At 61.7% G+C, this 13,861-nt stretch carries 14 protein-coding genes; 12 read left to right on the forward strand and 2 right to left on the reverse strand.

The genetic code is table 11. The features are described 5' to 3' along the window. Nucleotides 1–92 precede the first annotated feature (92 nt). The 7 genes from AEAC466_RS36750 (at nt 93) to AEAC466_RS36780 (ending at nt 4,910) form a co-directional block, all read left to right on the forward strand. Nucleotides 93–560: a YaiI/YqxD family protein gene (locus AEAC466_RS36750; RefSeq protein ID WP_023458896.1), complete on the forward strand. Its 468-nt coding sequence runs from the start codon at nt 93–95 to the stop codon at nt 558–560. A gap of 99 nt (nt 561–659) precedes the next feature. Next, nucleotides 660–1,013 carry an Hpt domain-containing protein gene (locus tag AEAC466_RS36755; RefSeq protein WP_023458897.1) on the forward strand — a complete coding sequence of 118 codons (354 nt, stop codon included), beginning with the start codon at nt 660–662 and terminating at the stop codon, nt 1,011–1,013. A 68-nt stretch (nt 1,014–1,081) separates the two neighbouring features. Beyond that, entirely contained in the window at nt 1,082–1,411 is a 330-nt protein-coding gene (locus AEAC466_RS36760; protein ID WP_023458898.1) for a 2Fe-2S iron-sulfur cluster-binding protein, read from the forward strand. 89 nt (nt 1,412–1,500) lie between these two features. Further along, a complete protein-coding gene (locus AEAC466_RS36765) occupies nt 1,501–2,511 on the forward strand; it encodes a hypothetical protein (RefSeq protein WP_023458899.1) in 1,011 nt (336 codons plus the stop codon). Further along, entirely contained in the window at nt 2,498–2,950 is a 453-nt protein-coding gene (locus AEAC466_RS36770) for an NUDIX domain-containing protein (RefSeq protein WP_023458900.1), read from the forward strand. Before AEAC466_RS36765 ends, AEAC466_RS36770 begins: the two co-directional genes overlap by 14 nt. 85 nt (nt 2,951–3,035) lie before the next feature. Then, complete coding sequence (locus AEAC466_RS36775; RefSeq protein ID WP_023458901.1) at nt 3,036–4,031, forward strand: YeiH family protein; 996 nt, start codon at nt 3,036–3,038, stop codon at nt 4,029–4,031. 9 nt (nt 4,032–4,040) lie between these two features. Then, nucleotides 4,041–4,910: a LysR substrate-binding domain-containing protein gene (locus AEAC466_RS36780; protein WP_023458902.1), complete on the forward strand. Its 870-nt coding sequence runs from the start codon at nt 4,041–4,043 to the stop codon at nt 4,908–4,910. Here the strand turns inward: AEAC466_RS36780 and AEAC466_RS36785 are convergent. Beyond that, entirely contained in the window at nt 4,885–5,403 is a 519-nt protein-coding gene (locus tag AEAC466_RS36785; RefSeq protein ID WP_023458903.1) for a GNAT family N-acetyltransferase, read from the reverse strand. The two genes, AEAC466_RS36780 and AEAC466_RS36785, sit on opposite strands and share 26 nt — an antisense overlap. Nucleotides 5,404–5,494: 91 nt before the next feature. Then, the gene (locus AEAC466_RS36790; RefSeq protein ID WP_023458904.1) at nt 5,495–6,358 is read right to left on the reverse strand and encodes an SDR family oxidoreductase; all 864 of its coding nucleotides are present in this window, start codon (nt 6,356–6,358) and stop codon (nt 5,495–5,497) included. A gap of 100 nt (nt 6,359–6,458) precedes the next feature. Between AEAC466_RS36790 and AEAC466_RS36795 the strand changes: the two genes are divergently transcribed. The 5 genes from AEAC466_RS36795 (at nt 6,459) to AEAC466_RS36815 (ending at nt 13,861) form a co-directional block, all read left to right on the forward strand. Next, nucleotides 6,459–6,884, forward strand: a complete 426-nt coding sequence (locus tag AEAC466_RS36795) for a winged helix-turn-helix transcriptional regulator (protein ID WP_023458905.1) — start codon at nt 6,459–6,461, stop codon at nt 6,882–6,884. 72 nt (nt 6,885–6,956) lie between these two features. After that, complete coding sequence (locus AEAC466_RS36800; RefSeq protein WP_023458906.1) at nt 6,957–8,510, forward strand: ATPase domain-containing protein; 1,554 nt, start codon at nt 6,957–6,959, stop codon at nt 8,508–8,510. Further along, nucleotides 8,500–10,098, forward strand: coding sequence for an ATP-binding protein (locus AEAC466_RS36805; RefSeq protein WP_023458907.1), 1,599 nt, complete (start codon nt 8,500–8,502; stop codon nt 10,096–10,098). The genes AEAC466_RS36800 and AEAC466_RS36805 overlap by 11 nt, the downstream gene beginning before the upstream one ends. A gap of 137 nt (nt 10,099–10,235) precedes the next feature. Continuing rightward, on the forward strand, nt 10,236–12,638 hold the full coding sequence (locus AEAC466_RS36810; RefSeq protein WP_052025148.1) for a membrane-bound PQQ-dependent dehydrogenase, glucose/quinate/shikimate family: 2,403 nt from the start codon (nt 10,236–10,238) through the stop codon (nt 12,636–12,638). Nucleotides 12,639–12,796: 158 nt separating this feature from the next. Next, on the forward strand, nt 12,797–13,861 hold the full coding sequence (locus AEAC466_RS36815; protein WP_023458909.1) for a hypothetical protein: 1,065 nt from the start codon (nt 12,797–12,799) through the stop codon (nt 13,859–13,861).

Below are 13,861 nucleotides of genomic sequence, written 5' to 3' on the forward strand. Positions count from 1 at the left end.
TTCGGACAGTATAGGCTGGGCAGTATAGGCCGGGATGGCGATATCGTGCGGATTTTATGACGACATCCGCCGTATTCTGCTAATCAGGCGACATGCCCATTACCGTATATATCGATGCCGATGCCTGCCCCGTTAAGGATGAGACCTATAAGGTCGCCGCGCGCTACGGCCTTCATACCTTCGTGGTGTCCAACAGCTTCATTCAGATCCCGCAATCGCCGCTGATCGCGCGCATGATCGTCGAGGCCGGGCCCGACGTGGCCGATGACTGGATCGCCGATCAGGCGGTGGCGGGGGATGTCGTCATCACCAACGATATTCCGCTGGCCGGGCGGGTGCTGGCCAAGGCGGCGCACGCCATCGCCCCGAACGGGCGGGCCTTTACGCCGGATTCGATCGGTGCGGCCCTGGCCCAGCGCGCCTTGATGGAGCATATCCGTTCGACCGGCGAAATCACCGGCGGGCCGCCGCCGTTTTCCAATGCCAACCGCTCACAATTTCTCCAGACTCTGGATCAGGTCATCACGCGTGAACGCCGCAAGCAGGAGACACGTTTCTAATTTTGAGGAAATGTGTCGATAGCGGCCTTGTCCCGCTATCGCGTTCTGCCGCAGTGCGATAAAACGGGGTTCTGCGATTCTGACCCATGGAGATTCTGAATGGCCCTGCGCGATGTCACCGGCGCCGTCGATTTCGGCCACCTGGAGGCCTATACGCTCAATGACACGGTGGTGATGGAGGAAGTGCTGCGTATCTTCCAGCAGCAGTGTGAGCTGTGGACGCCGCTCTTGAGCGCCGATCACCCCGGCTGGCGCGATGCCGCCCACACTATCAAGGGGGCGGCCGCGGGCGTCGGCGCCGGGATTTTGGCGGCGGCGGCGGAATTGGCCGAACGCGGCGATGACGAAGGCGCGGAGATGCGTCTGGAACGCGTTCGTTCGGCGCTCAATGCCGCGCAAATGGACGTCGCGGCCTATCTGCACGAATTGCAGTTACGATCTTTGAAGGGCTGAACCGCTTTTTTTGTTGGCAAGCGGGGTAGGGCTCTTTAAACGCACGGGCGAAGAGACGGGAACCCGACATGAGCGACGAAGAGCTGCACATCATCTGTACCGACCGCGAGGGCGTGGCCCATACCCTGCCGGCGCTGGACGGCTGGCGGATTATGGAAATCATCCGCGACAACGGCCTGCCGATCAAGGCGGAATGCGGCGGCGCGCTGGAATGCGCCACCTGTCACGTCTATGTCGCCGATGCATGGCAATCCAAGCTGACCCCGCGGTCGGACGAGGAAGACGAAAAGCTCGATGAAGCCTTTATGGTGAAGCGCAATTCGCGCCTGTCGTGCCAGATTCTGATGCGTGATGACCTGAACGGGCTCGAAATCACGCTGGCGCCGGAAACGGACTAGAGCATTCGTCGGCTCAGTTGAGCCAACTTATGGCTCTGATTTTTTGCTCTAAGAGCATCGTAGTAGCGAAGGTTAAAGAGGGTAGAACAATGCGTTTCAAGACTTTGGCTGCCGCCGTTCTGGCGGGTACGGTTGTGGCGGGCGCCGCGTGGGCCTGGGGTTCGTCCGGGCATCGCATGATTGGCGAACTGGCCATCAAGGCCTTGCCGGACTATATGCCGGCCTTCCTGCGCACGCCGCAGGCGGTGGCCGATGTCGGCGAATATGCCCGCGAACCGGATCGCTGGCGCGGGGCGGGCAAGGTGCACGACAATGATCGCGACATCGCCCACTTCATCGATCTGGATGACGACGGCAATACCCTGGCCGGGGTGTCGCTCGACAACCTGCCGGCCAATCGGTCCGACTACGAAGCCGCCGTCCGCGCCAAGGGTGTGGAACCGTACAAGGCGGGCTATCTGCCCTATGCCACGGTCGACGCCTATCAGCAGGTCGTCAAGGACATGGCCTACTGGCGCGTGCTGACCTATCTCGAGCCGCTGGAAAAGGACAGGACCAAGAAAGCCTGGTATCGCGCCGACCGGCTCCGCCGCGAACAGCTCATGCTGCGCGATATCGGCATATTGGGCCACTATGTCGGGGACACAACCAACCCGCTTCACCTCAGCATCCACTATAACGGCTGGGGCAACTTCCCCAATCCGAATGGTTTCACGATGGAGAAGATCCATTCGCCGATCGAGGGTGTTTTCGTCAGCCGCAATATCAAGGAAGGCGACGTGAAAGCGGCCATGGCGGCCTATTTGCCTTGCACCGCGCCGATCATGACCTGCGTCACCGCGCGCTATAAGGCGAGCTTCAGCCAGGTCGTGCCTTTGTACCAGCTTGAAAAGGCTGGCGGCTTCAAGGACGGCGATCCGCGCGGCCAGGCCTTCATCACGACGCGCCTGGCCCAGGGCGCCGGCGATCTGCGTGACTCGCTGATCGATGCGTGGCGCGATTCCAAGACGATGCAGGTCGGTTACAAGATCGGCACCTATGATGACTTCGTGAGCGGAAAGGTCACCGATCCGTGGGAAGTCCTGTATGGCGACGATTAATCAATATGGTCGCTATGATGCGGCCCTGACCTACAAACCGCGCACCGGGGCCTACGGCATACTGGTGCGCGACGGCCGGGTCGCCTGCGCGCGCATCGGTTACGGTCCGTACAAGTACGACCTGCCGGGCGGCGCGGTCGATCCGGGCGAAACGCCCGAACAGGCGGTGGTGCGCGAATTCGGCGAGGAAACGGGGCTGGCGGTGACGGTGGTGCGCCCCGTGACCGACCTCATGCACTATTTCATCCATGACGACGGCACGCCCTATAACAATCATTGCTACTTTTTTGAGATGGCCCTGACCGGCGAAATTCCGGAAGCCAAGTGCGAAGCCGATCACGAACTGGTCTGGCTGGAGCCGTTGCAGGTGGTGACCCGCCTGAAAAATGACGGCTATGCCTGGGCCTTTGTGCTGTGGCTACGCAATCAATCGAAATAATCGATTGATTTGACAATTTTAATCCGTTTGTTTGAACGGATGGGTGGCGATAAGGTGGCGGGTATCAGACACACTGAGGCCCGCCATGCAAACTGCCATTCCCGCCCCGTCCTTTCGGCTGCCCCGACCGGGCGGCTTGGTGCTTACCCTTCTTATTGCCGTGGCCGCCTTCGGTATTCACGCCTTGCCGCATATGGGGGCAGTATCGCCGGCCATTTTGGCGACGGTGATCGGCATGGTGCTGGCGCACACCCTTCACATACCGGCCTCGGCAGACGCGGGGATTAGCTTTGCCTCGCGCACCCTGCTGCGCGGTGCGGTGGTGCTTCTGGGGCTTCAGGTCAGCGTGGCGCAGATCGCGGCGGTCGGCGTGACGGGCTTCGCCATAGGGGCGGCGGGGCTGTTCACAAGCTTCATGGTCATTCGTGCGCTTGGCCGCTTATTGGGGGTAGAGGCGCGACTCGCCGAACTGATCGCGGCGGGCACCAGTATTTGCGGCGCGTCGGCGGTGGCCGCGGTCAATACGGTGACGGAGGCGCCTGACGAAGATGTAGCCTATGCCATCGCCATGGTGACCTTGTTCGGCACGGCGGCCATGCTGGTCTACCCACTGGCGGCGCCATGGCTGGGTGAACACCGCTTTGGCCTGTGGGCGGGCGCGTCGATCCATGAGGTGGCTCAGGTGGTCGGCGCCACGGCCGGGGTGGGCCCGCAGGCGCAGCAGACGGGAGCGGTGGCCAAGCTGAGCCGCATCCTGCTTCTGGCGCCTCTGGTCATGGGCTTAAGCCTGCGGCGGGCGGGCAAGCGGCAGGCCGGCGGACCTATGGTCGGGGTTCCGCTATTCGTCCTTGGGTTTCTGGCCCTGGTGGCAGTCAACAGCCTGATGCCGGTGCCGGTCGTGGTCAAAACCGTGAGCGGTCAGGTTTCGGCGTTTTTGCTGGCCATGGCGCTGGGCGGGATGGGGCTCAAGACGCACCTGCGCGCGGTGACGGCGCAGGGCTGGAAGCCGATCGCGCTGGCGGCGGCGGGGGCTGTGTTCATCTCGCTGTTTACGCTGGGCCTTATTCTGACTTTGGCTTAAACAAATGGCATGACACTCGAACAACTTCGCATCTTCATCGCCGTGGCCGAACGCGAACATCTGACGCGGGCAGCCCAGGCGCTCAACCTGACGCAGTCGGCAGTCAGCGCGGCGGTGGCGGCGCTTGAGGCACGTTACGACGTGAAGCTGTTTGACCGCGTCGGGCGCGGCATCGCCCTGACCGAAGCGGGGCGATTGTTCCTGCCCGAAGCGCGCGACGTGCTGACGCGGGCGCATGAGGCGGAGGCGGCGCTGTTCGATGTGGCGGGCGCCTTGCGCGGGACCTTGCGCCTGGCCGCCAGCCAGACGGTCGGCAATTACTGGTTGCCCGAAGCAATGGCGCGGTTTCACCAGGCCTGGCCGGGGCTGGCCCTGTCGCTCGATATAAGCAATACCGAACGGGCGGCGGCGCGCGTGCTGGCGGGAGAGGCCGATATCGGCATTGTCGAAGGTCAGGTCGATGAGCCACGCCTTGACCAGCGAAAGTTGACCGGCGACACCATGCTGCTGATCCTGCCCTTAGGCCAGACCATGCCATCGACGGCGGCCGAGTGGGCGGCGGCGCGGTTCGTGGTGCGTGAGGCGGGATCGGGAACGCGTCTCATGCTGGCCGATCACCTGAAAGGCATGGGGCTGGCGCTCGATGCCGGCAATATCGTCATGGAATTGCCGTCGAACGAGGCCGTGCGCACGGCGGTCGAGGCGGGCGCGGGGTTGTCGCTGATTTCGGCGCTGGTGGCCAGCCGCGCCGTACGCGCGGGGCTTTTGCAAGGGCACGACATTGGCCTGGCGCCGCGCGATTTCTATGTGCTGCGGCGGCGCGAACGGGGTCAGACGCGGGCGGAGACAGCCTTTATCGCGGCACTCGGCGCAGGATAAATTCGTCGTCGAGGGTCCGGCCGACCGGGAACTGATATTCGCCGACGCGTTCGTAGCCGTGGGCGGCATACAGGGCCTGCGCCTTGTGGTTTTCGCTCCAGACGCCGATCCATTGAGCGGCGGAACCATAGGTGTCCGTCATCCAGTCCTGGGCCAGGACCAGAAGCCGTTTGCCCAAACCCTTGCCCTGCTGGCTGGAATGGACATAGAGGCGCTTCAGTTCGCCTTCGCGTGTCGGGTCGGCATCAGGGTGGGGCAGGCCGACCGGGCCGCAATGCAGATAGGCCACGGCGTTTTCGCGGTCGAAGACGATGCGCCAGAACTGAGCCGGATCGGTGGTCTCACGCGCCAGAACATCCGGCGCGTAGGATTTGACCAGAAACGCGTCCAGATCTTCCGGCGGATAGAGGTGGCCGAAGGTCTCGGTAAAGGTATCCGCCGCCAGTCGCGACAGGGCCGGGATATGGTGCGGTTCGACAGGCAGGATCAGCATGGGGCCTGAATAGCCTCAAGGCCCTGGCTGATTCAAGTCCGTCGTAATTGTACCTCCCCAACTTGCTTGGGGAGGTACAGGATGGCTAGGTTTAAAACGCGGCCTTGTTGGCTTCGAAAAAGGCCTGCAGGGAGGTCGGTTTGCGGCCCGTCAGTGTCTCGACATCGTTGGTCAGGATATCGAAATCGCCGCGGCGGGCAGCGGTGTCGAAGGACACGAGCACGGACACCCACCCTTCGGGCAAGCCGTGGGCCTTCATGCCTTCGGCCAGTTGTTCATCGGTGACATTGACCACGGCCAACGGCTTGCCGGTCGCCGCGCTGGCCAGGGCGGCAATCTGCGGCATGGTCAGCAGTTCCGGTCCGGTGAGGGTGAAGATCTGGTTGCTCGATGGACGGCTGAGGGCCGCCGCGGCGCTGCGGGCCACGTCGGCGTGCGACACGTGCGCCTGCCTGCCGTCACCGGCGGAGGTGTAGAGGGTGCCGCCCTTTAAGGCATCGGGCAGGTTCATGAACAGGTTTTCCTGATACCAGGCGTCGCGCAGGATGGTGTAGGTCAGGCCGCTGGCGATGACGGCCTGTTCGGTGCCGAGGTGATCGCCGGCGAAGCTGACGGCCGAGACGTCGGGCTTGGGCATGGAGGTGTAGACGATGTCCGTCACCCCGGCGGCCTTGGCTGCGGCGACAGCGGCCTTATGCTGCGCCAGGCGTTGGCCGGCGCCGAGAGAATCGGTGGAGATGATCAGCACCCGGTCCACGCCGGTAAAGGCTTGCGCCAGCGAGGCGGCGTCATCGAAATCGACGCGGCGGACCTCGGCGCCTTTGGCGGCCAGGTCGGCGATCTTGGCGGTGTCGCGCGATGCGGCGATGATGTGGTTGCTGCCGGCTTCGAGCAGCAGTTGGGTGACGTGACGGCCGAGCTTGCCATTGGCGCCGGTGATGAGCAGATTGGACATTGTGGTTCCTTTGTGATATTTAGTTACTAAATGAGACCATGTCTAAAATAGTATGTTATGCCGGTCTGTAAAGACGGCAGGTTTTCGGGAGATAGTTACCTTGAAGGAACCACCCTATATCACGCCGGAACTCCATGACGCCATGCGCGGCGTCATGGTCTATGTCGGCGGCAAGATTGACAGCAGCAAATGCCCGGTGCGCGACGTGATGGATCATATCGGCGACAAGTGGTCGAGCCTGCTTATGGTGGCCCTGGGCACGCGGCCGCACCGCTTCGGCGAACTGAAACGTGCCGTGCCCGATATTTCCCAGCGCATGTTGACCCAGACCCTGCGCGATCTTCAGGCCGACGGTCTGGTCAGCCGCCATGTCTTTCCGACCGTGCCGCCGTCCGTCGAATATCGCCTGACGCCTATGGGGGAATCGATGATGCCGCCGCTGATGGAACTGATGAAATGGGCCGCCGAAAATCATGCCCGGATTCGCCAGGCACGCCTGGACTTCGCCGAAAGCGCGGCGGCTTGAGGTCCGGTTTTCCTCATTGAAAGTTTATGGCCCTTGAAGTTGGTTGGAGGGGCAATCAATGAGAGACAGAGCGTGCACGCGGCGGAACATTCCACACGGATCATCAAAACGGGTATAGCCGAATTCGACGATATCCTTGGCGGCGGGCTGACGGCCAATCGCGTCTATTTGCTTCACGGCACGCCGGGATCGGGCAAGACGACCCTGTCCTTGCAGTTTCTGCTGGAGGGGGTGAAGCACGGCGAAAGCACGCTTTACATCACCTTGTCCGAGACGCGGATGGAACTGCTGTCGGTCGCCCGGTCTCACGGCCTGTCGCTCGACGGCGTTGAGATCTTCGAGCTGATCGCGGAGGAACGCGATCTCGACCCGGACAGCCAGTACACGATGTTTCAGCCGTCGGAAGTCGAGCTCAATGTCACGACGCGGCGTATTCTTGACGAGATCGAGCGCCTCAAACCGGCGCGCGTCGTCATCGATTCGCTGTCGGAGATCAAGCTTCTGGCGCAAAGCGCGCTGCGGTTCCGTCGTCAGGTGCTGGCGCTCAAGCAGTTTTTCGTTGGCCGCGATTGTACCGTTCTGTTCCTCGACGACAAGACCGCCAAGGGGGAGGACGACCTGCAACTGGAAAGCATCGCCCATGGGGTGATCAGCCTGGAGCAGTTGTCACCGGAATACGGGTCCGAACGCCGTCGTCTCAGCATCACCAAGCTGCGTGGACAAAGATACCGGGGTGGTTATCACGATTTCAGTATTGTCAGGGGCGGGTTATGCGTATTTCCGCGCATTGTGGCGGGCGAACACAGCCGTCCGCCTGAAAGTACCATCGTGAAAAGCGGCGTATCGCAGATGGACAGCTTGCTGGGCGGCGGGCTGACCTCGGGCACCAGCGTGCTTTTGCTGGGGCCCGCCGGTGTCGGTAAATCGACCCTGGGTATGCAATATGCCGTCGAAGCCGCCCGCAACGGCCAGAGCAGTCTTCTGTTCGCGTTCGATGAGCGTATCGCCACCATGTACGAACGGGCGGATGGGCTGAATATCCCTTTACGCCACTATGTCGAAGCCGGCCTGATCGAGGTGCGATCCATTGATCCGGCCGAAATGTCGCCAGGCGAATTCGCCCACAAGCTGCGTCTGGCGGCCGAAGGCGAGAATGGTCGCAAGCCCATCAAGATCGTCGTCATAGACAGCCTAAACGGCTATCTCAACGCCATGCCTGAGGAACGCTTCCTGACGGCACAACTGCATGAGTTGCTGACCTATCTGGGCCATCGCGGCGTCATCACCTTCCTGGTGGTCGCCCAGCACGGTCTGCTCGGCAACGCGATGCAGACGGTTATCGACACCAGCTACTTGGCCGATACGGTCATCCTGTTCCGCTATTACGAAGCGGAAGGGGAGGTCAAGCAACTGATATCCGTCGTTAAGAAACGCAATGGCCGCCATGAGCGCACCATACGGGAATTCAGCCTGAGCGACGACGGAATCCGCATAGGCGAACCCTTGCATCAGTTTCAAGGCGTCCTCACCGGAACGCCGTTCCTGACGGTTTCGAGTGTCGGTTCTGGCGCCGTTTCGGGCGGGCTCTCTGGCGACGTCGTGTCAGGGCCGCCGCATGACACCTGACCCGGAACGCCGCATACTGATACTTCCGCCCACGGTGAGAGACGGCGAAATGACGGCGGCGCTGTTGCGGCGCGATGGGATGGACGCGGTCGCGTGCCGCAGTCTGGCAGACCTGTGCGCCGAAATGGATCTGGGGGCGGCTCTGCTTATTCTGACGCAGGAGGCCGTGCTGACCGACCGCGACAACCTGCTGCAACAGGCGCTGTTCATGCAGGGCGATTGGTCGGACATCCCCATCATATTACTGACCGCCCCGGGTGACGACAATCCGGTCATTCTGCGCCGGCTGGAGGCGATCGGGCACATGACCCTGATCAAGCGCCCGGTGCAGGTGAACAACTTCATGAGCACCATCCGGTCGTCTTTGCGCGATCGCCAGCGCCAGTACGATGTGCGCAATCTCTTGAAAGACCGGGCGGCCCAGGCCGAGGCGTTGCGAGTGTCGGCGGAAAAGGCCAATGCGGCCAATATCGCCAAGTCGGAATTCCTGGCCAATATGAGCCATGAAATCCGCACGCCTATGAATGCCATACTGGGCCTGTCGACCATCCTGTCGCGCAGTGTGCCGTTGACGCCCAATCAGCGCAAATATATCGAAACCCTGGGGACATCGGGCGAAAGCCTGCTGATGCTGATCAACGATCTGCTCGACATTTCCAAGATCGAGGCCAGCGGCATCGAGATCGAGCGCATGCCCTTCCGCCTCGATACCCTGCTTGAGGATATTGTCAGCGTCGCATCGGTGCGGGCGACGGAAAAGATGCTGGACCTGCATCTGCACATCGGCAATATCCGCGACAAGTGGTTTTTAGGCGATCCGAACCGTATTCGCCAGATCGTGACGAACCTGTGTTCCAATGCCATCAAGTTCACCGAACAGGGCGCCATCACCATGGAAAGTGTCCAGCATGACGGCGATGGCGTGGTCATCACCGTGGCAGACACGGGCATAGGCATTGCACCGGAAAAACTCAGCAAGATTTTTGACAAGTTCACCCAGGCCGACAATACGATCAGCCGCAAGTTCGGCGGCACAGGGCTGGGGCTGACGATCAGCAAGACCTTGGCCGAATTGATGGACGGCAGTCTGGCGGTCATCAGCACGCCGGACACCGGATCGTGCTTTACCCTCTATCTGCCGCTCGTCGAAACTACGTCCGAGGCCGCTGTCGCCACCTTCCGCGAAGACAGCGCGCCGCCGGTGGTCGTGCCGGGCAAGGGGCGGGTGTTGCTGGTCGAAGACTATCCGCCCAATGTGCTCGTGGCCAAGACCTTCCTGGAGATGTTCGGTTACGAGGTCGATCTGGCCGACAGCGGCGTCGTGGCGGTGGAAAAGGCCGACAAAGCGGTTTACGCCGCTATATTGATGGATATCCAGATGCCGGAGATGGACGGTTTCGAGGCGGCCCGCGTCATTCGCGCGGGAGAGCGCGCCACCCTCAACCGGCTTACGCCCATAATCGGCATGACAGCGCACGCGCTCGACAATATTCGCGAAAAATGCCTGGCCGCCGGCATGAACGACTACATATCCAAGCCGTTCGCGCCCGCCGATTTGGAAAAGCGCCTGAGCGTCCTGATCGCCTAAGGCGGTATGGGCGTAACAAGTCCAATTTCATTCTTATTTTTTTGGGCCTATTCTAAAATAGTTAAATTTGAAACCAGTTTTGACCGCCGCCAAAACCGGGGTGGGGACGGCTGAAACCAATATCTTAGGAGCATGGTATGTCAGCGTTTTCTCCCCCCAGCTTGTTCTCGAAAGTGGAGGCGCGATGGCCTCTGAAAGTACTCGGCGTGATCCTGGCCATAATCGGTGTCATCCTGATTATTGGCGGGGCGCAGCTGGTGTTTCTGGGGGGGAGCGCTTACTACCTGCTGGCTGGTCTGGCCCTGGCGGCGTCGGGCGGACTGATCTTTACTGGCCGGATGCTGGGCGCCTGGCTCTACATCGCCACCTTTATCCTGACGGTTCTGTGGGCTCTGGTTGAATCGGGTTTAAACGGTTGGGCGCTGGTGCCGCGCATCGTTGCGCCTCTGGTGCTCCTGCTGTTTGTCATTGGCTTGTGGCCGGCGCTCGACCCCCTTGACGGACGTAAGCGCCGTTTGCAGGGCTTTGCCGGGATAGGCGTTTTCGTCTTAGTGCTCGGTCTGGCCGTCGCCGTCGCCAACCGGTCGGGCGTACTGTCGCCGGTGCCGGATGCGAAAAACACATTGGCCTTTGATACGGCCGCAGCGGCTGGCACGGAATGGCCGACCTATGGCGGCGGGCCCAGCGCGCAACGCTATGCCGACCTCAACCAGATCAATACGGCTAACGTGAAGGACCTCAAGGTCGCCTGGACCTATCGCACCGGCAATCAGCCCAAAAAGTGGGGCGCTGAGACAACGCCGCTCAAGATCGGTGACACGCTATACGGCTGTACCGGCATGAACGAGATGTACGCCTTGGACGCCGCTACCGGTAAGAAGCGCTGGAGCTTCGATCCGAAGGTGCCGGACAGCGCCATCCCCTACACCGCCGCCTGTCGCGGTGTCGCCTATTACAACGTCCCGGCCGCAATGCCAGGGACGCCGTGCGCCGAACGGATTTTCGAAGGCACGCTGGATGGCCGCGTTATTGCCGTTGATGCGCGCACCGGTCTGGCCTGTTCCGGCTTCGGCACGGGCGGTCAGGTGAAGATTACAGACGGCATGGGCAGGGTCATTCCGTCCATGGTGGCCATTACCGCCGCGCCGACCATTGTCCATGGCATTGTCATCACCGGTCATCAGGTTCAGGACGGCCAGTATAAATGGGCGCCATCGGGCGTGATTCATGGCTATGACGCCGTCACCGGCCAGTTGCGCTTTGCGTGGGACATGATGCGCCCTGACCGGACCGGCGCCCCGCCGCCGGGAGAGACCTATACCCGCGGCACGCCGAACATGTGGACCACCGCCACAGCCGACGAACAATTAGGCCAGGTCTACCTGCCCATGGGCAATTCGGCCGCCGACTATCTCAGCGGTCAACGCCGTCCGGCGGAAAAGATGTATTCTTCCGGTCTGGTGGCGCTGAATGTCGATACGGGCAAACCTGCCTGGGTCTTCCATACGGCGATCAATGACGTGTGGGACTACGATCAGGGCAGCCAGGTCTCGCTGGTCAACTTCCCTGTTAACGGTCAGATGGTCCCGGCCATCCTGCTCCCCACCAAACAGGGCGATTTCTATGTACTGGACCGCCGCACCGGCAAGCCGCTGACTGAGGTGGGCCAGATGAAGGCCGATGTCGGCGGCGTCGAGCCGCAGGAGCGCAGCCCGGTTCAGCCCTATTCGAAGTACCAGAATGTACGCGAAAAGGACATGACCGAGGCCTCGATGTGGGGCATGTCGCCGATCGACCAGATGATTTGCCGCATTCAGTTTCGCAAGGCCAGCTATAAGGGCATGTATACCGCGCCGACCCTCGGTCGGCCCTACATCCAGTATCCCGGCTATAATGGCGGGTCCGACTGGGGCAGTGTCGCGGTCGATCCGCGCCGCGGCGTTGTCGTCGCCAACTACAATCTGACGCCCAATTACGATCAGTTGCTGACGCGTAAGCAGGCGGACGACCGGGGCATATATGCCGTCGGCGATCCGCGCGGCACGCACAAGGGCGGGGCGGAAGGCGCCGGACCACAGGAAGGCGCCCCCTTCGCTATCAACGTCAATGCGGGCTGGCTGATGCCGGTGACGGGCATGTTGTGCAAGCAGCCTCCCTATGGCGGCATCCGCGCCTTCGACCTTACGACCGGCAAGACGTTGTGGGATCACGCCATTGGTGACGCCCGCCGCAACGGACCTTTCGGTCTGCCGTCGCTTCTGCCCATCCCCATCGGTACGCCCAACAACGGTGGACCGGCCGTGACGGCGGGCGGGCTGATCTTCATTGCCGCCACGACGGACAACCAGTTCCGCGCCATCGATATCCGCACCGGCAAGACCCTGTGGCAGGTCACCCTGCCGGCGGGCGGCCAGGCCAATCCGATGATCTATGAACAGAACGGCCGCCAATATGTCGTCATCATGGCGGGCGGTCACCACTTCATGAAGACGCCGGAGGGCGACTACCTGATCGCCTACGCTTTGCCGGAACGTAAATAGACCGACAGCTCGTAGCGAGACAGGGGGCGTTTTGAGATAGGGGCGTTCTGAGGCAGGGGCGGCTGGGATTTTCCCGGCCGCTCACCTCTTTTCACACTGCGCGGCGTCGGCTATAGACTCTCCCCGGAGCCATGTCGTATGGCCGAGGGGGAGTTTCCATGAAAATCACTGCGTTTGCGTCCACTGCCGTTTTGGCGCCCGTTCTGGCGACCATCCTGTTTGCTGCGCCGGTGATGGCGCAGGACACCCACACGATTTCGCCCAAATTTCCGGATCATTTCGAAATTCGCGCGACCCAGACCTCCGATCAGTCGCAGGAAACGGCACTGAACGGCACCCCGGCGAAGACGGAAAAAACCACGACGAACCTGTCGTTTACGGGTAAGACGGACCGGGCCGGCGATGGCTTTCACGCCGTTTACACGATCGATACCCTCGATATGAAATCGACGGACGGCACCGGGCAACCCAGCCCAAGCGCCCCCTTGGTGGATGAGTTGGCCAAGGTCATTCGTGGCATCGGACCGGCGCAATTGACGCTTGATCGCAATCTCGACCCGGTCAGCATCGACAATATCGAAGACATAAAGGCGCACATCAAGACGTCGCTCGAAGGCTCGTCCGCAATGCAGGGCGCCGCCGGGACTATGCTCTACAATATGATGATCGGCAATCTGACCCCGGAAACGGCGGCGGGTCTGCTGCGCCAGAACGGCCAGCGCGGCAGCTATCTCAACAAGCCCCTGACCGTGGGTCAGGCGGTCGCCTTTGGCGGTGAGCCGATATCGCTCATGGGCGGCACCTTCCGCATGGGCGGCACCGTGACCCTGACCAAATGGGAAGAGGGCAAGGCGGCGCACCTGACGTCGGTTATGGCTCCGACCCAGGACGATTTGCGCACCTTTATCGGTGGCGTGATCAAGAACATGATGGGCAGCGCCATGGCCATGGACACCACCAAAAAGGATCCGGAAGCGGCCAAGGCAGTGAACGAAATGTTCGACCGCATGGTGGCGGCCATGGATATGAAGATGTCCATGACGTGCGATACGGACCTGAGCCTGGTCAACTATGTCGATACGCATACCGTGTGCAGCACCAGCACGGTCATGACCATGGATATGGGTAAGATGGCGCCGCGCGGCCCGTCCGAAGACAAGCCTGCGGTCATGACGGTGACGCAGATGGCCCGCCAGACCGCCGATACGGTGATGGTGAAGTAA

The sequence above is a fragment of the Asticcacaulis sp. AC466 genome (assembly GCF_000495815.1).
Classification (GTDB): domain Bacteria; phylum Pseudomonadota; class Alphaproteobacteria; order Caulobacterales; family Caulobacteraceae; genus Asticcacaulis.